Annotated in this window: 19 protein-coding genes and 1 pseudogene; 15 read left to right on the forward strand and 5 right to left on the reverse strand. The window is 62.8% G+C overall.

From position 1 onward, the window contains the following. Positions 1 to 163 precede the first annotated feature (163 nt). The 3 genes from NKI64_RS31210 to NKI64_RS31220 all read right to left on the reverse strand — a co-directional run bounded on the left by NKI64_RS31210 (position 164) and on the right by NKI64_RS31220 (position 2,902). The gene (locus tag NKI64_RS31210) at positions 164 to 1,381 is read right to left on the reverse strand and encodes an NAD(P)/FAD-dependent oxidoreductase (protein ID WP_352671945.1); all 1,218 of its coding nucleotides are present in this window, start codon (positions 1,379 to 1,381) and stop codon (positions 164 to 166) included. A 16-nt stretch (positions 1,382 to 1,397) separates the two neighbouring features. Then, on the reverse strand, positions 1,398 to 1,712 hold the full coding sequence (locus tag NKI64_RS31215; protein ID WP_352671947.1) for a MocE family 2Fe-2S type ferredoxin: 315 nt from the start codon (positions 1,710 to 1,712) through the stop codon (positions 1,398 to 1,400). 86 nt (positions 1,713 to 1,798) lie between these two features. Continuing rightward, positions 1,799 to 2,902 carry a fatty acid desaturase family protein gene (locus NKI64_RS31220; RefSeq protein ID WP_352671949.1) on the reverse strand — a complete coding sequence of 368 codons (1,104 nt, stop codon included), beginning with the start codon at positions 2,900 to 2,902 and terminating at the stop codon, positions 1,799 to 1,801. 174 nt (positions 2,903 to 3,076) lie between these two features. On the opposite strand from NKI64_RS31220, the gene NKI64_RS31225 reads away from it, so the two are divergent. From NKI64_RS31225 to NKI64_RS31275, 11 genes and pseudogenes are all read left to right on the forward strand, one after another. Then, on the forward strand, positions 3,077 to 4,108 hold the full coding sequence (locus NKI64_RS31225; RefSeq protein ID WP_023727846.1) for a LacI family DNA-binding transcriptional regulator: 1,032 nt from the start codon (positions 3,077 to 3,079) through the stop codon (positions 4,106 to 4,108). A 373-nt stretch (positions 4,109 to 4,481) separates the two neighbouring features. Beyond that, positions 4,482 to 5,423, forward strand: a complete 942-nt coding sequence (locus tag NKI64_RS31230) for a sugar ABC transporter substrate-binding protein (protein ID WP_023684065.1) — start codon at positions 4,482 to 4,484, stop codon at positions 5,421 to 5,423. Between the two features lie 107 nt (positions 5,424 to 5,530). After that, a complete protein-coding gene (locus NKI64_RS31235; protein WP_023694633.1) occupies positions 5,531 to 6,607 on the forward strand; it encodes an ABC transporter permease in 1,077 nt (358 codons plus the stop codon). A 2-nt stretch (positions 6,608 to 6,609) separates the two neighbouring features. Further along, positions 6,610 to 7,392, forward strand: a complete 783-nt coding sequence (locus NKI64_RS31240) for an ATP-binding cassette domain-containing protein (RefSeq protein WP_027049093.1) — start codon at positions 6,610 to 6,612, stop codon at positions 7,390 to 7,392. Positions 7,393 to 7,505: 113 nt separating this feature from the next. Next, positions 7,506 to 8,501, forward strand: coding sequence for an inositol 2-dehydrogenase (gene iolG / locus NKI64_RS31245; RefSeq protein ID WP_352671952.1), 996 nt, complete (start codon positions 7,506 to 7,508; stop codon positions 8,499 to 8,501). A 30-nt stretch (positions 8,502 to 8,531) separates the two neighbouring features. Then, positions 8,532 to 9,326, forward strand: coding sequence for an SDR family oxidoreductase (locus tag NKI64_RS31250; RefSeq protein ID WP_023702089.1), 795 nt, complete (start codon positions 8,532 to 8,534; stop codon positions 9,324 to 9,326). Between the two features lie 72 nt (positions 9,327 to 9,398). Then, entirely contained in the window at positions 9,399 to 9,662 is a 264-nt protein-coding gene (locus NKI64_RS31255; protein ID WP_023702090.1) for a type II toxin-antitoxin system Phd/YefM family antitoxin, read from the forward strand. Further along, positions 9,659 to 10,080, forward strand: a pseudogene (locus NKI64_RS31260) (type II toxin-antitoxin system VapC family toxin). Before NKI64_RS31255 ends, NKI64_RS31260 begins: the two are co-directional and overlap by 4 nt. 472 nt (positions 10,081 to 10,552) lie before the next feature. Beyond that, on the forward strand, positions 10,553 to 11,644 hold the full coding sequence (locus tag NKI64_RS31265) for a 3-deoxy-7-phosphoheptulonate synthase (protein WP_023695981.1): 1,092 nt from the start codon (positions 10,553 to 10,555) through the stop codon (positions 11,642 to 11,644). 74 nt (positions 11,645 to 11,718) lie between these two features. Beyond that, positions 11,719 to 12,078 carry an ArsR/SmtB family transcription factor gene (locus NKI64_RS31270; RefSeq protein WP_023672338.1) on the forward strand — a complete coding sequence of 120 codons (360 nt, stop codon included), beginning with the start codon at positions 11,719 to 11,721 and terminating at the stop codon, positions 12,076 to 12,078. Then, entirely contained in the window at positions 12,056 to 12,571 is a 516-nt protein-coding gene (locus tag NKI64_RS31275; protein WP_023702091.1) for an SRPBCC domain-containing protein, read from the forward strand. The genes NKI64_RS31270 and NKI64_RS31275 overlap by 23 nt, the downstream gene beginning before the upstream one ends. 115 nt (positions 12,572 to 12,686) lie before the next feature. Here NKI64_RS31275 and NKI64_RS31280 read toward each other — a convergent pair whose 3' ends face one another. Further along, complete coding sequence (locus NKI64_RS31280; RefSeq protein WP_023672340.1) at positions 12,687 to 13,322, reverse strand: LysE family translocator; 636 nt, start codon at positions 13,320 to 13,322, stop codon at positions 12,687 to 12,689. Between the two features lie 127 nt (positions 13,323 to 13,449). Here NKI64_RS31280 and NKI64_RS31285 point away from each other — a divergent pair, with 127 nt between their 5' ends. Continuing rightward, positions 13,450 to 14,148 carry a helix-turn-helix transcriptional regulator gene (locus NKI64_RS31285; protein ID WP_023821754.1) on the forward strand — a complete coding sequence of 233 codons (699 nt, stop codon included), beginning with the start codon at positions 13,450 to 13,452 and terminating at the stop codon, positions 14,146 to 14,148. 12 nt (positions 14,149 to 14,160) lie between these two features. Here the strand turns inward: NKI64_RS31285 and NKI64_RS31290 are convergent, their stop codons facing one another. Further along, positions 14,161 to 15,270, reverse strand: coding sequence for a Gfo/Idh/MocA family protein (locus tag NKI64_RS31290; RefSeq protein ID WP_352653231.1), 1,110 nt, complete (start codon positions 15,268 to 15,270; stop codon positions 14,161 to 14,163). Positions 15,271 to 15,585: 315 nt separating this feature from the next. On the opposite strand from NKI64_RS31290, the gene NKI64_RS31295 reads away from it, so the two are divergent. From NKI64_RS31295 to NKI64_RS31305, 3 genes are all read left to right on the forward strand, one after another. Beyond that, positions 15,586 to 16,431, forward strand: a complete 846-nt coding sequence (locus NKI64_RS31295; RefSeq protein ID WP_352653230.1) for a MurR/RpiR family transcriptional regulator — start codon at positions 15,586 to 15,588, stop codon at positions 16,429 to 16,431. An 18-nt stretch (positions 16,432 to 16,449) separates the two neighbouring features. Beyond that, entirely contained in the window at positions 16,450 to 17,004 is a 555-nt protein-coding gene (locus tag NKI64_RS31300) for a hypothetical protein (RefSeq protein ID WP_352653229.1), read from the forward strand. Between the two features lie 249 nt (positions 17,005 to 17,253). After that, positions 17,254 to 19,188, forward strand: coding sequence for a bifunctional 5-dehydro-2-deoxygluconokinase/5-dehydro-2-deoxyphosphogluconate aldolase (locus NKI64_RS31305; RefSeq protein WP_352671954.1), 1,935 nt, complete (start codon positions 17,254 to 17,256; stop codon positions 19,186 to 19,188). Positions 19,189 to 19,200: the final 12 nt, after the last annotated feature.

A 19,200-nucleotide genomic window follows, 5' to 3' on the forward strand; every position in this document is an offset into this window, starting at 1 on the left:
CCCACACGCTGCCCGCGCTCACGGCGCTTTTTACGCGGGCTCCCCCCCGCCGACCCCCCCCCCCTGTGGGGGGCGGGCGCCCCCCCGGCCGGGGGGGGGCCCGGTGCCGCACCCCCACCCCGCTGCTTCGCAGCGACCCTCCCCACAAGGGGAAGGGTAAAACTTACGCCGCCAGCAACGACTTCAGCTTTACCCCCTGCGATCCCAGCGCCTCCGGCGCCGGCCTGGCCCGTTTGGCGATCAGCATCTCGGCCAGCCTGATGTCGCGCGCCACGGCATTGCCCGTACCGAGGCCGCTCGCCGCCACCAGCCTGCCATCCTCGGCCAGATGAAACAGAATAAAAGCACCGTCGCCGAGATCGCGGCGGACCGTGCTTTTGCCCTCGTCCGAAAGGCCGGCGATCTGCAGCGACAAACCATACTGATCCGACCAGAACCATGGCACCGCGGCATGCGCTTCGCGGGCGCCCAGCATGTTCTTCGCGGCCAGCGCACCCTGTTCCTGCGCATTGCGCCAGGCTTCCAGCCGCACCCGCCGGCCAGCATAGACAGCGAGCGGAAACGAGCAGCAATCGCCGGCGGCGAAGATGTCGGGATCGATTGTTTGGAGTTCGCCATTGACGGCGATGCCGTTATCGACGGTCAGGCCCGCTTCCGCGGCAAGCCCGGTCACCGGCACGGCGCCGATGCCGATGACGGTGAGATCGGCGACGATGTCCTGCCCATCGGCGAGCATGATGTGCACCTCAGCGCCGTCGTCGGCGATATCAGCGATGCCCTGACCGGTGAGCACGGTCACGCCTTCGGCCTCATGCGCCTGATGGATGATTTCAGCGATCTCCGCCGGCACCCCGCGCATGAGGATGCGCGGCTGCGCCTCAATGACCGTGACGCTGGCCCCGAGCTTGCGCGCCGAAGCGGCGAGCTCCAGGCCGATAAAGCCACCACCAATGATGGCGATGCGGTTTGCCGGGCTGAGGTGGGCGCGAATGGCCAGCGCGTCGGCAAAGGTGCGGAGGTAGACGCAGCGCGACCCCAATCCCGGCATCGGCAGCTTGCGCGGTGTCGAGCCGGTCGCCAGCAGCAGCTTGTCGTAGGGCAGGGCCGAACCGTCCGACAGCCGCACCATATGCGCCGGGCGGTCGATCGCCACCGCTTGAACGGAATGGATATGCCGGATCGATTTCTCGGCCAGAATTTCGTCGCTGGCGATCGTCTTGATCTCGGCCGCGTCGCTCGTCATTGCGTCCTTGGACAGGGGCGGCCGCTCATAGGGCAGATGGGGTTCGTCACCCACCAGCGTCACCGGCCCGTCATAGCCCAGTTCGCGCAGAGCAAGGGCTGCCCGCCCGCCGCACTCGCCGGCGCCAATGATGACCATTCCCGCCTGCATGGTCCTACCCGATCTGGATCAGCACTTTGCCGGCCTCGACCTTTATCGGATACGTGGCGAGATTGACGCAAACCGGCGCGCCGCGTGCCGCCCCCGTCTTGTAATTGAAGCGGCCATTATGCTTGGGGCACTCGATGATGTCATCCATCACCAGCCCGTCGGCCAGATGCACCTTTTCGTGCGTGCACAGGCCATCGGTGGCGAAGTAGTCGTCATCGGGGCTGCGATAGATGGCGAAGGTGCGGCCGCCATGATCGAAGCGCATCACATCTTCTTCGTCGATGTCGCCGGCAGCACAGGCCTCGACCCAGTCGCTCATTTTTTCTCTCCCAAAGCAATTCCAGGAAAAGTGCGTAGCGGTTTTCCGTCCGGAATTGCGTCAAAACAAACAGTCTAACAGGATCGTCATTCCGCCGCGGCGGCGACGGCGTCGTTGTGGAGTTCCTCGCGATAGGGCCGCGCCGTCGGCGGCAATTCGCGCTTGAGGAAATAGTCCTCGTTGCGCAGCTGGCGCAAAAAGGCCGGGATCATCTCGCGATAGCCGGCCAGGATCGACGGCGTCGGCGCCGGCAGATCGTGCTTGATCAGCGCATGCAGTTTGGGCAGCGCATGATAGGGCACCATCGGGAACATGTGGTGTTCGACGTGATAGTTCATGTTCCAGTAGATGAACCGGCTGACCGGGTTCATGTAGACGGTGCGGCTGTTCAGCCGGTGGTCGACGACATTTTCGGCGAGCCCGCCATGCTGCAGCAGGCCGACCATGACATGATGCCAGGCGCCGTAGAGCCGGGGCAGCCCGACCAGCATCAGCGGCAGCCATGAACCGAAATAAAGCGCCAGCGCGATCGTCACGGCATAGATCGCCGTCCAGATGCGGGCGATGCGAATGGCCTTAGGCTGCTCCTGTTCGGGGATAAAAGTCTTTTCCGCCGCGCTGATATTGCCGGCGGCAATGCGCAGCATGTCCGACATCGCATGCCAGGCATCCAGCACGCCGATAAAGCCAAGCGCGACCCGGAACAGATCCGGCGGCCGCATGACGGAGATTTCCGGGTCGCGGCCGACGATGATGGTGTCGGTGTGGTGGCGGGTGTGGCTCCAGCGCCAGGTCACCGGATTGCGCATGATCATGAAGCAGGCGATCTGGTAAACCGCGTCGTTCATCCACTGGGTGCGGAAGGCGGTGCCATGGCCGCATTCGTGCCAGCGTGAATCGGTGGACGAGCCGTAGAGCACGCCATAGACGAAGAAGAACGGCACGCACCACCAGCTGCCCCAGAACCAGGCGCCGCCGGCGGCACTCAGGATCAGCGCGGCGAGCCAGATCGTGGTGTCGCGGATCGCCGGCCCGTCGGAGCGCTGCATCAGCTCCTTCATCTGCTTGCGCGGTATATCGGTGTGATACCACTCGGCCGCCGCCAGCCCGGTCTCGACGGCGAGCTTGGAATCGCGGCCGATCAGGCTGTAGTCGCGCCGGGACGGTGGTGTGGATAGTGTCGCTTCCATAGGGGCTGCCTCCGTCGGCCACAGCATCCGTCAGGACGGATATGTCCATTACAGGCGGTTATGTCCGAGCGCAAAATAGCGCCATGCGGTGATAGTCTCAATATCACAAAGATAGTTTCTATCATTTTCCATCAGAACGATGTAAGCAGTTGCAGGCACTCATGCGGGACAGTCATGGCAAAACGCCCAACCATCACCGATCTGGCGCGCATCTCCGGCGTCAGCGTCGCCACTGTCGACAGGGTGCTGAACAACCGGCTGCCGGTGCGCGAGGAAACCGCGCGCCGCGTCTATGAGGCGGCGACCGGCATCGGCTACCACGCCGCCGGGCTGATCAAGCGGCGCATGCGCCAGGAATTGCCGGAATTCCGCCTCGGCTTTCTGCTGCTGCGAGGCAATGATGTTTTTTACGGCGATTTCGCGAGGGAGCTAGAAATGGCGGTCTCGCAATCGCAGCGCTTCCGCGGCGTCGCCACCATCGATTTCGCCAGCTCGCTTGCCGCCGACGAGATCGCCGCCCAGATGCGCAAGCTGGCAGCGAAATCCAGAGCAATCGCCGTTGTCGGTCCGGACCATCCGACGCTGACGGCGGTCGTGGAGTCGCTGAAAGCGAGGGGGCAACCTGTCTTCTCGCTGCTGTCCGACTTTGCCGCTGGCATCCGTGAGGGATATGTCGGCCTCGACAATCGCAAGGTCGGTCGCACCGCGGCCTGGATGATCGCCAGGGCGGCAAAGAACCCCGGCAAGGTCGCCCTTTTCGTCGGCAGTCATCGCTTCCACGGCCATGAACTGCGCGAGATCGGATTTCGCTCCTTCTTCCGCGAACATGCGCCGGACTTCACGGTGATGGAAACGCTGGTCAATCTGGAAGCCAACCAGGTCACCCACGATGCGATGATCGATCTCCTGGTGCGGTATCCGGATCTTGCCGGCTGCTATGTCGCCGGCGGCGGCATGGAAGGCGCGGTCTCGGCGCTGCGGGCTGCGAAGCCCGCAAGCATGCCGGTGGTCGTCTGCAACGAGATCAACGCCGAATCGCGCGCGGCACTCGCCGACAACATCCTGACCATGGTGATCTCGACGCCGCTCGCCGCCTTGTGCCGCGAGCTTGTCGACCTGATGGCGCATTCCATCGAGGCCGGCGCCGCCAACGCGCCGGGCCAGACCTTTCTGCCCTTCGACATATATCTGCCGGAAAATATCTAACGCGTTGCCGCGCCGACCCGTTCGGCGCGGGCTCTCCCGGCGATGATAGAATCTATCAGATTCTGCCTTCAGACTCGGCCTGGGCCGCTGCCGGCCTTGATTCGACGTGAAATTGCGGCGCGGCGACCGAAAATCCGCTTTCCGACTTAGGAATCGCTCTTGACGTCTCGCGAAAAAATGGAATAAATATTTCATCAGATTGGTATTTTGGTTCTTTCGTTCCGGAACATCTGTTTCAAACTGGGAGCCTGGCGTTCCATCGCTTGGACAAAACGCCATACGGAACAGGAAGGCATCAGGGAGAGATTCCTCGGGCTATCGGGGATTCCGGGTAGATCGGTGCAGCCGGACACCAATGTGGAGGAGAAACACAATGAAGAAACTGATTTTGGGCGTCGCCTTTGCGGCGCTGATGAGTTCGTCCGCTTTTGCCGCCAAGGTCGGCGTGTCGATGGCCAAGTTCGACGACAATTTCCTCACCGTGCTGCGCAACGGCATGATCGAGCAGGCCAAGGGCATGAGCGGCGTGGAACTGCAGGTCGAGGACGCGCAGAACGACGTCGCCAAGCAGCTCGACCAGATCAAGAACTTCGCCGCCTCGGGCGTCGACGCCATCATCGTCAACCCGGTCGACACCTCGGCCACGCAGGCGATGTCGGACGCCGCCGCAGCCGCCAAGATCCCGTTGGTCTATGTCAACCGCCAGCCGGTCAATGTCGACACGCTGCCGGACAACCAGGCCTTCGTCGCGTCGAACGAGGCCGATTCCGGCACGCTCGAGACCAAGGAAGTCTGCCGCCTGTTCACCGAGGCCGGCAAGAAGGAAGCCAATGTCTATGTCATCATGGGCGAGCTTTCCAACCAGGCCGCCGTGCAGCGCACCAAGGACATCGAAGAGGTGATCGCCACGCCGGAGTGCAGCTTCATCAAGATCATCGACAAGCAGACTTCGAACTGGAACCGCGACGAAGCGCAGAACCTGATGACCAACTGGCTGTCAACCGGCAAGCCGTTCGACGGCGTCATCGCCAACAATGACGAAAGCGCCATCGGCGCCATCCAGGCGATGAAGGCCGCCAACATCGACATGAAGACGGTTGTCGTCGGTGGGGTCGACGCCACGCAGGACGCGCTTGCCGCCATGCAGGCCGGCGACCTCGATGCGACCGTGTTCCAGGACGCGGCCGGCCAGGGCGCTGGCGCGCTCGACGCGGCACTGAAGCTCGCCAAGGGCGAGAAGGTCGAGCACAAGGTCTACGTGCCCTTCCAGCTGGTTACGCCGGCCAACATCGACAAGTTCCTGAAGAAGAACTGAGCCGGCAACTCGTTCGACTAACGGAGCGGCGCATCAATCGCGCCGCTCCTGTTTCCCTCACCGCCCTTACGTGCGGGAGGGCAAATGCCGCCTCACGGAGGACAGACATGTCACAGACATCTCATGGCGTCGGCGGGGTCAGCTATGACGCGAAGAGGCGGACATGGCCGGCCGAATTCAACGTCTTCCTGGCGCTGGTCATTCTGGTCGTCATCTTCGAACTGATCGGCCGCATCTTTCTTGGCGACAGCTTCCTGTTCAACACGCGCGACAACGTCGCCGGGATCTTCAATGAGGCCCGCCTGCAGATCATCATCCTGCAGGTGTCGATCGTCGGCATCATCGCCATCGGCGTCACGCAGGTGATCATTTGCGGCGGCATCGACCTGTCCTCGGGCTCGATCGTCGGCGCCACCGCCATGATCGCCATGAGTTTTGCCCAGGTGGCGACGGTCAACGGTAACCCCAACCCCAAGGCGATGTTCCTGGCGCAAGGCTGGACCGACCTGCCGGTGATCGTGCCGGTACTGGTCGCCATCGGCTGCGGTCTGCTCGCCGGTCTCGTCAACGGCTCCTTGATTGCCTATACGCGCATTCCACCGTTCATCGCCACGCTCGGCATGATGGTGACCGCGCGCGGCATTGCCAAATGGTGGTCCAAGGGCCAGCCGATCTCGTTCCCGACCGAAAGTTTCGCTGGCATCGGCAAGGGGCTGATGCCGGTCATCATCTTCCTGTCGCTGGCGGTGCTGTTCCAGCTGATCATGACCTACACACGCTACGGCAAGCACTGCTACGCCATCGGCTCCAACGAGGATGCCGCGCGCATGTCGGGGATCAAGATCGCCAACCACAAGATCCTCGTCTATGTCATTGCCGGCATCCTCGCCGCGCTGGCCGCCGTCGTGCTCTCCTCCAAGAACCTGACGGCACAGTCCGGCATGGGCGTCATGTACGAGCTCGACGCCATCGCCATGGCGGTCATCGGCGGCGTCTCTTTGTCGGGCGGCCGCGGTTCGATCGTCGGCACGGTGATCGGCGCGCTGATCTTCGGCGTCATCATTTCCGGCTTCACCTTCCTGCGCCTCGACGCCTACTATCAGGAGATGGTGAAGGGCGTGATCATCGTCGGCGCGGTCGTTCTCGACCAATGGCGCCAGCGCATGCGGGCATTGAGGGCTTGACCATGCCAGATATCTCCACGACAGACATCGTCCTGAAGACCGAAAACCTGACCAAACGCTATGGCGGCGTGCACGCGCTGGAAGGCGCCAATTTCGAGCTGCGCAAGGGCGAGCATGTCGCCATCATGGGCGACAATGGCGCCGGCAAATCGACCTTCGTGCGCCAGATCACCGCCGTCGAGCAACGCACCAGCGGCCAGATCTGGTTCGACGGCAGGGAAGTGAATTTCGCCGGGCCGATCGAAGCGCGCACGGCGGGCATCGAGACCGTGTTCCAGAACCTGGCGCTGGCCGACGATCTCGACGTGCCGTCGAACCTGTTCCTCGGCCGCGAAAAGGTGCTTTTCAATCTCGGGCCGTTCTCGATCCTCGACCGCAAATACATGCGCAAGGCGACCGAGGCGGCGCTGATCCGCACGGCAGTGAAAATCCCCAATTTGTCCAACACCATTCGCCACATGTCGGGCGGCCAGCGCCAGTGCGTTGCGATCGCCCGGACCGCGACCTTCGCCTCCAAGCTGATCATCATGGACGAGCCGACGGCAGCCCTTGGCGTGCAGGAGACGGCGCAGGTCGAGAACATCATCCGCACGCTGAAGGACAATGGCGAGCCGCTGATCCTGATCAGCCACAACATGCGCCAGGTGTTCGACCTGTGCGACCGCATCGTCGTCTTCCGGCGCGGCCGCATCGTCGCCAACCTGCGCAAGGAAAACACCGACGGCAACGACATCGTCTCCTACATCACTGGCGCCAAGACCGGGGAGGCGGAACTCGCGGCCTGAACAGGATGGTCATCCTGTTTTCTGGCGTGCTCGAAAAATTATCTTGCCACCTTTCTCAAAAGGAAGGTGGAGACACAACTCTCTCGAACCCATCCCCCTAGAGGAAATACCCCATGACTGTTCGTTTCGCCCTCCTCGGTGCCGGCCGCATCGGCAAGGTCCATGCCCGCGCCGTCGGCTCCAACCCGCAGGCCAGACTGGTGGCCGTTGCCGACGCTTTTGAAAAGGCGGCGACCGAGTTGGCAACCGCCTATGGCGCCGAAGTGCGCACCATCGACGCGATCGAGAAGGCCAAGGACATCGACGCCGTGGTCATCTGCACGCCGACCGACACCCATGCCGATCTGATCGAGCGTTTCGCCAAGGCCGGCAAGGCGATCTTCTGCGAGAAGCCGATCGACCTCGACGTCAAGCGTGTCGAGAAATGCCTTGCCGTGGTCGACAAGGCCAAGGCGACGCTGATGGTCGGTTTCAACCGCCGCTTCGATCCGCATTTCGCCGCCGTGCGCAAGGCGATCGACGACGGCGCAATCGGCAAGGTCGAGATGGTCACCATCACTTCGCGCGATCCAGGTGCGCCGCCGGTCGACTACATCAAGCGCTCGGGCGGCATCTTTCGCGACATGACCATCCACGATTTCGACATGGCGCGCTTCCTGCTCGGCGAAGAGGTGGTCGCGGTCAGCGCCCATGCCTCGGTTCTGGTCGACAAGAAGATCGGTGAGGCTGGCGATTTCGATTCGGTCAGCGTCATCCTCGAAACCGCGTCCGGCAAGCAGGCCGTCATCTCCAATTCGCGCCGCGCCACCTATGGCTACGACCAGCGCATCGAGGTGCATGGCTCCAAGGGCATGGTCGCCGCCGAGAACCAGCGGCCGGTGTCGATCGAGGTGGCCAATGAGAAGGGCTATACGCGCCCGCCGCTGCACGACTTCTTCATGACCCGCTATCTCGACGCCTACGCCATCGAGATTGCCGCTTTCATCACTGCTGCAACCTCGGGCAAGAAGGCATCGCCGAGCGGCGCCGACGGCCTCGTGGCGCTGAAGCTGGCCGATGCCGCGCTGAAGTCGGCGAGATCAGGCAAGACCGTCCGTCTCGACAAGTAAGAACCGGAACCAAGGCACAGGAGCAGAGCGATGAGCACATCCGCCGATCGCAATTCGAAGACGCGCGCCATCGTCACCGGCGGCGCGCAAGGCATCGGCTTTGCCGTCGCCGAAGCGCTGGCCGACGAGGGCTGCAAAGCGCTGGCGCTCATCGGCCGCTCGCAGGAGAAGGGCGACAAGGCGGTCGCCCACTTCAAGAAGGCCGGCGTCGATGCGATCTTCATCAGCGCCGACGTCTCGAAAGTGGCGGACTGCAAGCGCGCGGTGGCAACCGCGATCTCGCATTTCGACACCATCAACGCGCTGGTCAACGCCGCCGCCACGTCCGCGCGTGGTTCACTTGTCGAAACTTCGGAAGAGGTGTTCGACCAGATTTTCCACACCAATGTGCGTGGTCCCTTCTTCCTGATGCAGGGCGTGGTGGCGCATCTGCTGGACAAGAAGGCGCCGGGCTCGATCGTCAACGTGCTCTCTATGTCGGCGCATTGCGGCCAGTCCTTCCTGGCGCCCTATTCATCGAGCAAGGGTGCACTGGCGACACTGACCAAGAACGTCGCCAACGCCTATCGCTCCAACCGCATCCGCTGCAACGCCGTTCTGCCGGGCTGGATGGACACCGAGGGCGAGGACATCGTGCAGAAGAAATGGCACGGTGCCTCCGACGACTGGCTGGCAAAGGCAGAGGCCGGCCAGCCCATGGGCCAACTGGTGAAGCCCGACCAACTGGCGCGGCTGATCAGCTACATGGCCAGCCCGCAATCCGGTGTCATGACCGGCTCGCTGGTCGACTATGACCAGAACGTCGCGGGGACCTCGCCGGAGTAGCTTCAAACCCTGTTGCAGCAACATCGCCATTCCCAGATAGTCATGATAGTCATGATAGTCACGAGGGATGCGATGCTAACGTCATCCAAAGGCACCAACTGGACGGTTGCCGGGGCAAAAGCCCGGCTCTCCGAGGTCATCGAGCGCGCGCAGTCCTCGCCGCAGACGATCACCAAGAACGGCAAACCAAGCGTGGTTGTCGTCTCGGCCGAGGAATGGCAGCGCAAGATCGCACGCAAGGGTACGCTTGCCGAGTTCCTGCTGGACTCGCCGCTGCGCGGCGCCGATCTCGACCTTGAACGTCAGCGCGACGAACCGCGTGACCTGCCGCGGTGAGACTGCTGCTCGACACGAATGTCCTGTCCGAGGTGACGAGGCCAGCGCCTGTCGCACGTGTCCTGGGCTGGCTGGACGAGCTTGATGAGGACCGCTCCTTCATCAGCGTAGTGTCGATCGCCGAGATCCGGCGCGGCGTCTCTCTGATGGATGAGGGCCGCAAACGCGAGGCGCTGGCCGAATGGCTCGCCCGGGACCTGCCCCAGCGCTTCGAACAGCGGGTTTTGCCGGTGGACGATGCGGTTGCCTTGCCTGGGGCGACCTGATGGGTCTTGCGAAGCGCCGCGGTCGTGGTCTGTCGTCGATGGACGGCCTGATCGCAGCCACTGCGATTGCGCACGAGCTCACCTTGGCAACGTGCAATACGAAAGATTTCGAAGGCTTTGGGCTTGAACTCTTCGATCCCTGGACCGCATGAGCCGCTCCGCGTTATACGTGTTGGCGATTGGCGAACCGCCGGCACTTCGTCATCCACGGGCGGAGCAAGGAGCGTGGCGACGCAGCGCAGACCCGAGGATCCACGCCGCGACTTCAGAGCGCTGCTACGGTCCAGAATTCTGCTCCGCCGCACTCCACGGCCCAGGTCACGGAATGGATCCCAGGGTCTCCGCGACGGAGCTTCGCTCCTGCTCCGCCCAGGGATGACGAAATCGCGAGGATTCGGCCCATCCCGAATTGTCTCCGCATACCCCACGTGACAAACACCCCCGCATCGACTATATGAGCCTCATGATCAACCTGACCGCCACCTATTGGTACTTTACGAGCTCGCTGGCGGCGGGAGGATTGCGCTCGATCTGAAGATTGCAGCAACAAGTCCGAACAGCCGCCAGACCTGGCGGCTTTTTTGTATCAGCCGGCAGGTCTCCTAAAAACAGGAGCAGAAAGCCGTGTTGACCACCACAGACGATCTTCGGGTCAAGGAAATCCGAGAATTGAGTACGCCGGACGAGGTGATGCGGGAGATCCCGCGCACGCTGACGGCAACGCGCACCGTGAGCGCATCACGCAACGCCACCCATGCCATCTTGAACGGCACCGACGACCGGCTGCTTGTCATCGTCGGCCCGTGTTCGATCCACGACCCGGTCGCGGCCGTTGACTATGCCAGCCGGCTAGTGGCGCTGCGCGAGACCCTGTCCGACCGGTTGGAGATCGTCATGCGGGTCTATTTCGAAAAGCCGCGCACGACTGTCGGCTGGAAGGGCCTTATCAACGACCCCGATCTCGACGGCAGCTTCAACATCGACAAGGGGCTGCGGATGGCGCGCAACGTGCTGTCGGCGGTCAACAATCTCGGCCTGCCCTCGGCCACCGAATTTCTCGACATGACGACGCCGCAATACATTGCCGACCTCGTCGCCTGGGGCGCCATCGGCGCGCGCACCACCGAGAGCCAGATCCACCGCGAACTGGCTTCCGGCCTGTCCTGCCCGGTCGGCTTCAAGAACGGTACCGACGGCAATCTCAGGATCGCCGCCGAGGCGGTGAAATCCGCCGCCCAGCCGCATCATTTCATGGCGGTGACCAAGGGCGGACGCAGCGGCATTGCGACTACTACCGGCAATGAGGACTGCCACGTCATCCTGCGCGGCGGCGTTCAGCCGAATTACGATGCGGCGAGCGTCGAGGCGGCCTCGGTCGAACTTGCCCGCATCGGCGTCGCCCCCCGTCTGATGATCGATGTCAGCCACGCGAACTCGAGCAAGAAGCCGGAGAACCAGCCGAAGGTGGCGGCCGATGTCGCCGGCCAGGTGGCAGCAGGGGACGAGCGTATCATCGGCGTCATGATCGAGAGCAATCTCGTCGCCGGCCGGCAGGACGTGGTATCAGGCAAGCCGCTCGTCTATGGCCAGAGCATCACAGATGGCTGCATAGACTGGGCGACCACAGAGACGGTGCTGCACGGCCTCGCCGGCGCCGTAGAATGGCGCCGCTCAGCCCGCCGCGCCATGATGGAGAACCGGCCGGGCGCCGCCTGATACGAGGCGATGCGCGGGAAGGACGCTGCGGCTCCCTTGCACCCCGGCAACCGGTCTGCTAAATACTGAACCATATGGTTCAGTATACCGACTTGGATTCCTCGTTCGCCGCGCTCTCGGACGCCACCCGGCGTGGCGTTCTGGAGCAGCTCGGACGCGCAGACGCTTCGATCACCGAGCTTGCCGGAAAGTTCCACATGACCCTCACGGGCATGAAGAAGCACGTCGGCGTCCTGGAGCAGGCGGGGCTCGTCACCACGCAGAAGGTTGGCCGCGTGCGGACCTGCAAGCTCGGCCTGCGCGGACTGGAGGAAGAGGCGGCCTGGATCGAGCGGCACCGCCTGCTCTGGGACGCACGCTTCAACGAGTTGGACAAGGTTGTCGAGGAATTGAAACGGAAGGAGAAAGCCGATGCGCCAAAGAACCGAGAGTGAGCCCACGAACAGCCGCACCACGGTCGAACGGAAGTCCGAGCGCGAGCTGGTCGTCACGCGAACAGTCAACGGTCCGGCGCGCATCGTGTTCGAGGCGTGGACCAAGCCCGAGCTGTTCAAGCAGTGGTGGGTGCCGAAGTCGATGGGCATGTTCCTGCGTTCCTGCGAGATGGATGCTCGTACCGGAGGCACGTACCGCCTGGTGTTCGGCCACGACGCCTCGGACCTTCACGAATTCTTCGGCAGGTATATCGAAGTGACACCCCACTCACGCCTCGTCTGGACCAATGACGAAGGTGGTGACGGTGGACCCGTCACCACGCTGACCTTCGAGGAAAAGGGTGGCAAGACGCTGCTGGTCATGCACGAACTCTATCCCTCGAAGGAGGCTCTCGACGCGGCCGGTACCGGGGCGGCGGATGCGATGGGCGAGACGTTCGAGCAATTGGACGAGCTTCTCGTCGTCTTGGGCGAGGGCGTGAGGCGGTCATGACGTCATCGGTCTCGCGGACGGGGTAGCTGCCGCCCTCGACGACGAAAAGACCGGGACAGTGATCCGCAAGCGCCGCGCCGAGGCGAAGAAACGCGGCGTCATCGCTTGATCGGGATCACGCTGCCCTCAACCCTTCCCATGCCGTAAACACCGAGACCGCAAACAGCAGCAGTCCGGCCGCCCGGCCCGCAAAAGCGGTCGCCCGCGGATTGGCCACCAGCAGATTGCGGCTGCGGCCGGCGGTGATGGCGAGCCCGCCATAGATGGCGGCCTGCGTCAGCATCGTCAGCAAGCCCATGACCGTCGCCTGCATCCAGATCGGGCCGTAATCCGGCTTCAGGAACTGCGGATAGACGGCAAATATGAAGAGATAGGCCTTCGGGTTGATCAGGCAGGTCACCAGTCCCTGGCGAAAGGCCTTCCAGGCCGTACGGCTGCCGGCGGGCCCGTCATGGCCGACGGTGATGGAACTGCGCATCAGCGAGATGCCGATGAAGGCCATGTAGGCGGCGCCGGCTATCAGCAGCGGCTTGTACAGGATTGGTACGAAATGCATCAGCAGGCCGACGCCGATGGCGCCGTTCAGCGTGTGCACGATGCCGCCGACCATGATGCCGCCCGTGGCGGCGAGGCCCCGGTCGCGGCCGCCGGTGAGCGCATTGGCCAGCACGAACAGCATGTCCATGCCGGGCACGATGATGATGCCGGACAGCAGGATAAAGAACAGCCAGAGATTTTCCGCGTAACTCATGTCAGTTACTTGTCGCTTCCTGCTGGGGTGCCGTTAAGGAATTTGTTGATTTTCAAGCTGATAGGCAGTCCAATAAATCACCCCAACTGACGGGGATGTGTCAGTAGCGTTTCATCAGGGAGAGGAAATGCGCAAGGCGTCGCGCCTGTTCGAGATCATCCAGATCCTGCGGCTGGCGCGGCAGCCGGTGACGGCGGCGATGATCGCCGGGCAGCTGGAAGTCACGGTGCGTTCGATCTATCGCGACATCGCCGCACTGCAGGCGATGCGCGTGCCGATCGAAGGCGGGCGTGGCATCGGCTATATATTGCGGCCCGGCTTCGACCTGCCACCGCTGATGTTCTCAATCGAGGAGATGGAGGCGATCGTCCTGTCGCTGGCGCTGCTGGAGCGCACGGGAGACAGCGAACTCAAGCAGGCGGCCAAGCGCGTCAGCGCCAAGATCGCCGGCGCCGTGCCGCCGCCACTACGCCAGGCGTTCGACGCCAACGCACTGCATGTCTGGGGGTTCGCTGCACCGGCAATCGGCACCATCGATCTGGCGCTTGTGCGCCGCGCCATCCGCGACGAGGAAAAGCTCGACCTGTCCTATCGCGACGAAATCGGCCGCGCCTCCGAGCGGCTGATCCGTCCAATCGCGCTGATCTACTATTCAGAAACCGCCAACATCGTCGCCTGGTGTGAACTGCGCCAGGCCATCCGCAATTTCCGCAGCGACCGCATCGAGGCTTGCCAGCCGACCGGCCTGCGCTTCAAGGGCGAAGGCGATCGCCTGCGGCAGGTCTGGGTCAATGGCTGGGAGGCGAACGCTGTCGCTGGCGGCTGAAGCGAGCGGATCTTACCGCACATCCACCCAGCGCTTCTCCTCGAACGACCTCGCCATCGCGTGAACGGTGCGCTCGATCTCCAGCCCTTCGGCAAATTCGATGACCCGTGCCGGCTTGCCGGCAAGCCGCGTCAGCAATTCGTGGCACTCGATGATCTTGAGGTCGTTGAAACCGAGCCCATGGCCCGGCGCCGGGAGGAAGGCGTCGTAAGGCTTGTGGTGCGGCGCCACCAATATGGTGCGGTAGCCCTGTTCGGTCGGGCGATCGGCGGTGACGTAGAGCTGGATTTCGTTCATCCGCTCCTGGTCGAACAGGATCGATCCTTTGGAGCCGAAAATCTGTATGGCGATGCGGCCCTTGCGGCCCCAGGCCGAGCGGTTGACCAGCAGCGTGCCGGCAATGCCGTTTTCCAGATGCATCAAAACGCTGGCGATGTCGTAGGTCTCCACCGCACGGCGGCCGCCGCCGGCCAGCTTGCGGTCGGCATAGGGCTTGGCCATGTCGCAGATGACTTTTGCGACGCGGCCGAACAGTGTCGAGACCAGCGACAGCGGATGCACGGCGAAATCGTCGAGCGCGCCATAGCCGGAAGCAGCCTCGTGCTTCCAGAAGAACAGCGCTTCCGGGTCGGCCATGAAGTCCTCGTCCATCTCGATGCGCAGATGGTTGACCTCGCCGATGATCTTTTCCTCGAGCAGCGCACCGATGTGGCGAATGGCCGGGCTCTGTATGTAGTTGTAGCCAAGGGCTGCGACCTTGCCGGATTTCCTGGCAGCGGCCGCCATCGCCGCTGCTTCGGCAAAGCTCGGCGCCATCGGCTTCTCGCACCACAGATGCTTGCCGGCTTCGAGGACGGCGATGGCCATCTCCGGATGGAACTGATTGGGCGTGGTCAGCGAGACGATATCGACCTCGGGGTCGTTGACGACGGCACGCCAGTCGCCCGACGCCTTGGCGAAGCCGAACTCGCCGGCCTTACGCTTGGCCAGCTCCTCGTTGACCTCGCCGAGATGGACCAGCTTCGGCTTGGCGACATCGGGAAAGACGGCGCCGACGGCGCTCCACGCAATGGCGTGGCATTTGCCCATGAAACCCGTGCCGATAAGACCAACGCCGACCATTTCTTTCTCCCAATACCTGAAGCGATCGATGGATGAATTAGTCCATTTATTCTCCGAATGGAATGTCTGCCTCATTTTTTATGGCCTTCTTGCGCAGGCTCGCTATGATGGGGCAGAGAGGACGTCACTTGAGTTAAAGAGAGCATGATGTCGTCCGAAACCGATGCACTCTTTTCGGCATCATGCTCTAATGCATGTCGCCCAGAAGTGTGCCGCGGTTCTGGGACAACGGCATGCATCAAAACAAAGACTTAAAGCGCATCGCACGAATCCGTTCACCGCGACGCGCTTTAGGTGAGCTTGGACGGGGCGACGATGGACGAACGGGTACCTCGCGACTTCGAGACGCTGCGCGCCACGATCCTCGATCGCCGTGAAACCTTGCCCAAGCGCATCGCCCAGATCGCCGCCTATGCGCTCGACAATCCCGATGACATCGCCTTCGGCACCGCCGCCAGCATCGCCGCTTCGGCGGGCGTGCAGCCGTCCACCTTGATCCGCTTTGCCCAGCAACTAGGCTTTGACGGCTTCACCAGCCTGCAGCAGGTGTTTCGCGAGCGGCTGCGCGAGCGCAATTCCTCTTATGACGAACGCCTGCAGGCGCTGCGCGCCAAGGCCGATGCGGGTGCTGGACACCGAGCCATCTTCGACGGCTTCGTCGCCGCCGCCAGCACTTCGCTCAACGACATCTCACGCTCGCTGGACGAGGCGCATCTGGAAGACGCGATCTCGCTGCTGGCCAAGGCCGAGACCATCTATGTCCTGGCCAAGCGCCGCTCCTACCCGGTGGCGAGCTACATTGCCTATGCCTTGGGCAAGCTGAAGATCCGCAACCAGCTGATCGAATCCGCCGCCGGCCTCAATGCCGAGATGGTCGCCTTCGCCACCCCGGCGGACGCCGTCATCGCCATCAGCTTCTCGCCCTACGCACCGGCCACCATCGAGGAAGCCCGCACCATTTCCGAACAGGGCGTGCCGATCGTCGCCATCACCGACAGTTCGTTTTCGCCACTCGCCCAGTTCGCCAAGGTCTGGTTCGAGGTCGCCGAGGCCGATTTCGCCGGCTTCCGCTCGCTGTCGGCCACCATGGCGCTGGCCATGGCGCTCACCGTCGGCGTCGGCGAGAAGCGGCGCAGCACCGGAAAGAAGCGCAAGGTCTAGGCAATCCCAGAAAAAGGCGTGAAGCGGTTTTCCGTCCGGAAAATGCGGACTTGGGATCTGTGGAAAGGGATCATCCCGTATGCCATGCTAGAACCGAAGTTCATCGAGAATGGTTCATGCATGAATTGGGAACAGATCGCATCGGATTTCGCTTGGGACGGCTCATGGCGAGATATCTACGTTCTGAACACGTCTGAGGCAGATTGGCAGGCCGTCTGGGACATCCTCCTCGAATGGACCCCGCCTGCCAATTTCAGTGTCTCCGGCAAGATCGAATCGATGCCATTGGGGGTCGAAGCCGCCCTGGAAAGCGAAACAGACAGCCTACTTTCTTTTTACGTCGGGCCAATCCAGCTTGCATGTCACTTCTTCACCGTTGTCGAAATCGAGTTCGACTTCGATCCTAGGCAAGTCAGCGGAGAAACTGAGATTGAGCACCTTGACCGCTTTGTGCGATTGCTAGGTGACGCTACTGGGAAGCAGGTAACTCTGACGCAGGAAAATGATCAGGAGGCTATCATCGCCCGCTACTCTCCCGACCTTGGGAGTGTGGTCTGGCGTGCTTTTTCATAACCGAATCGTTTTGTCGGCTGGCGGCTTTCCCCCTCAAACTCGTCTCGATCCACATCTGGTTGCGCGGTAACGGGTCTCCATCCTAAGTCTCCAGCAGCCATCGCTCTTCGGCACTTTTAAAGGAAGGAATGCTCATTCCATATTGACTATGGATTGGAATTATTATTTCATATTCCCGGCGCCACGCTGCCGCTCGCGCGTGTCCCCCAACTACGTTGCTCAAGACAACAAGACCGACGGGAGGTTCCAATGAGCGAAGCCGTGGACGCCAAACAGGCGACGCTCGATGTCATCACCATCGGTCGCGCTTCCGTCGACCTTTACGGCCAGCAGATCGGCTCGCGGCTGGAGGACATCACCTCCTTCGCCAAATCGGTCGGCGGCTGCCCGGCCAACATCTCGGTTGGCACGGCGAGACTAGGCCTGCGCTCGGCGCTGCTCACCCGCGTCGGCGACGAGCAGATGGGCCGCTTCATCCGCGAGCAGCTGCGGCGCGAAGGCGTCAATGTCGACGGGCTGAAGACCGACAAGGAACGGCTGACGGCTCTGGTGCTGCTTTCGGTCGAGAGCGAAGGGGTCTCGCCGATGATCTTTTATCGCAGCGACTGCGCCGACATGGCGCTTGCCGAAGAAGACATCGATGAAGCCTTCATCGCCTCGGCCCGCTCGATCGTCGTCACCGGCACGCATTTTTCTCGGCCCAACAGCGACGCCGCCCAGCGCAAGGCTATCCGCATCATCAAGGCCAGGGGCGGCAAGGTGGTGTTCGACATCGACTACCGCCCCAACCTCTGGGGCCTCGCCGGCCATGCCGAAGGTTTTGAGCGCTATGTCAAATCCGACCGCGTCTCGGCCCAGCTGAAGACGGTGCTGCCCGATTGCGATCTCATCGTCGGCACCGAGGAAGAGATCATGATCGCGTCGGGTGCCGACGATTGCCTGAGTGCGTTGAAGACGATCCGCGCGCTGTCTAAGGCAACCATCGTACTGAAGCGCGGCGCCATGGGCTGCATCGTCTATGACGGGCCGGTCAGCGACGATCTGGAAGACGGTATCGTCGGCAAGGGCTTTCCGATCGAGATCTACAATGTGCTCGGCGCGGGTGATGCCTTCATGTCCGGTTTTCTGCGCGGCTGGCTCGGTGGCGAAAACCTGGCAACGGCGGCGACCTGGGCCAATGCCTGCGGCGCCTTCGCCGTGTCGCGGCTGCTCTGCGCGCCGGAATATCCGACCTTCGAGGAATTGCAGTTCTTCCTCAAGAACGGCAGCAAGCACTTAGCGTTGCGCAAGGACGAGGCGATCAACCACATCCATTGGGCGACGACCCGCCGCCGCGATATCCCCTCGATGATGGCGCTCGCCTGCGACCACCGTGTGCAGCTTGAGGACGTCGCGGCAAAGACCGGCGCCGATCCGGCGCGCATCCGCGATTTCAAGGTGCTGGCGGTCAAGGCTGCGGCGAAAGTCGCCGCCGGCCGCGACGGCTATGGCATGCTGATCGACGAGAAGCATGGCCGCGAAGCAATGTTCGAATTCGCCCGCCACCCCTTTGCCTGGCTCGGCCGTCCCGTCGAACTGCCGGGCTCGCGGCCGCTGCGCTTCGAGTTCTCGCAGGACATCGGCTCGCAACTGGTGGAATGGCCGGTCGACCACTGCATCAAATGCCTGTGCTTCTATCACCCCGACGATCCGGCAGCGCTCAAGGATGAGCAGCAGCAGAAGCTGCGCTCGCTGTTCGAAGCCGCGCGGAAGGTCGGCCGGGAGCTTCTGGTCGAGATCATCGCCGGCAAGCACGGCAAGCTCGACGAAACGACCATCCCGCGCGCCCTGGAAGAACTCTATGCGCTTGGCATCAAGCCGGACTGGTGGAAGCTCGAACCGCAGGCGTCGGCCGGCGCCTGGGCGAAGATCGAAGCGGTGATCCTGAAGCACGATCCCTGGTGTCGTGGCGTCGTGCTGCTGGGTCTCGAAGCGCCGCAGGACGAACTGGAAGCGGCCTTTGCCGCCACCGCCAAGGCGCCGATCGTCAAGGGCTTTGCCGTCGGCCGCACCATCTTCGTCCACGCCGCCGAACAATGGCTGGCGGGCAAGATGACGGATGACGAGGCTATCGCCGACATGGCCGCGCGCTTCGAACAGTTGACCGAAGCGTGGCTTGCCGCGCGTGGCCGTAAAGCAGCATAAAGGCGCGGCAAG

This window comes from Mesorhizobium sp. M0478 (assembly GCF_040321305.1).
In the GTDB taxonomy this organism is placed as follows: Bacteria; Pseudomonadota; Alphaproteobacteria; order Rhizobiales; family Rhizobiaceae; genus Mesorhizobium.

Bases quoted from the DNA above. Each gene is read 5' to 3' on its own strand.
- NKI64_RS31210 (WP_352671945.1), bottom strand. From the start codon at position 1,381: ATGGTCATCATTGGCGCCGGCGAGTGCGGCGGGCGGGCAGCCCTTGCT.
- NKI64_RS31215 (WP_352671947.1), bottom strand. From the start codon at position 1,712: ATGAGCGACTGGGTCGAGGCCTGTGCTGCCGGCGACATCGACGAAGAA.
- NKI64_RS31220 (WP_352671949.1), bottom strand. From the start codon at position 2,902: ATGGAAGCGACACTATCCACACCACCGTCCCGGCGCGACTACAGCCTG.
- NKI64_RS31225 (WP_023727846.1), top strand. From the start codon at position 3,077: ATGGCAAAACGCCCAACCATCACCGATCTGGCGCGCATCTCCGGCGTC.
- NKI64_RS31230 (WP_023684065.1), top strand. From the start codon at position 4,482: ATGAAGAAACTGATTTTGGGCGTCGCCTTTGCGGCGCTGATGAGTTCG.
- NKI64_RS31235 (WP_023694633.1), top strand. From the start codon at position 5,531: ATGTCACAGACATCTCATGGCGTCGGCGGGGTCAGCTATGACGCGAAG.
- NKI64_RS31240 (WP_027049093.1), top strand. From the start codon at position 6,610: ATGCCAGATATCTCCACGACAGACATCGTCCTGAAGACCGAAAACCTG.
- iolG (WP_352671952.1), top strand. From the start codon at position 7,506: ATGACTGTTCGTTTCGCCCTCCTCGGTGCCGGCCGCATCGGCAAGGTC.
- NKI64_RS31250 (WP_023702089.1), top strand. From the start codon at position 8,532: ATGAGCACATCCGCCGATCGCAATTCGAAGACGCGCGCCATCGTCACC.
- NKI64_RS31255 (WP_023702090.1), top strand. From the start codon at position 9,399: ATGCTAACGTCATCCAAAGGCACCAACTGGACGGTTGCCGGGGCAAAA.
- NKI64_RS31270 (WP_023672338.1), top strand. From the start codon at position 11,719: ATGGTTCAGTATACCGACTTGGATTCCTCGTTCGCCGCGCTCTCGGAC.
- NKI64_RS31275 (WP_023702091.1), top strand. From the start codon at position 12,056: ATGCGCCAAAGAACCGAGAGTGAGCCCACGAACAGCCGCACCACGGTC.
- NKI64_RS31280 (WP_023672340.1), bottom strand. From the start codon at position 13,322: ATGAGTTACGCGGAAAATCTCTGGCTGTTCTTTATCCTGCTGTCCGGC.
- NKI64_RS31285 (WP_023821754.1), top strand. From the start codon at position 13,450: ATGCGCAAGGCGTCGCGCCTGTTCGAGATCATCCAGATCCTGCGGCTG.
- NKI64_RS31290 (WP_352653231.1), bottom strand. From the start codon at position 15,270: ATGGTCGGCGTTGGTCTTATCGGCACGGGTTTCATGGGCAAATGCCAC.
- NKI64_RS31295 (WP_352653230.1), top strand. From the start codon at position 15,586: ATGGACGAACGGGTACCTCGCGACTTCGAGACGCTGCGCGCCACGATC.
- NKI64_RS31305 (WP_352671954.1), top strand. From the start codon at position 17,254: ATGAGCGAAGCCGTGGACGCCAAACAGGCGACGCTCGATGTCATCACC.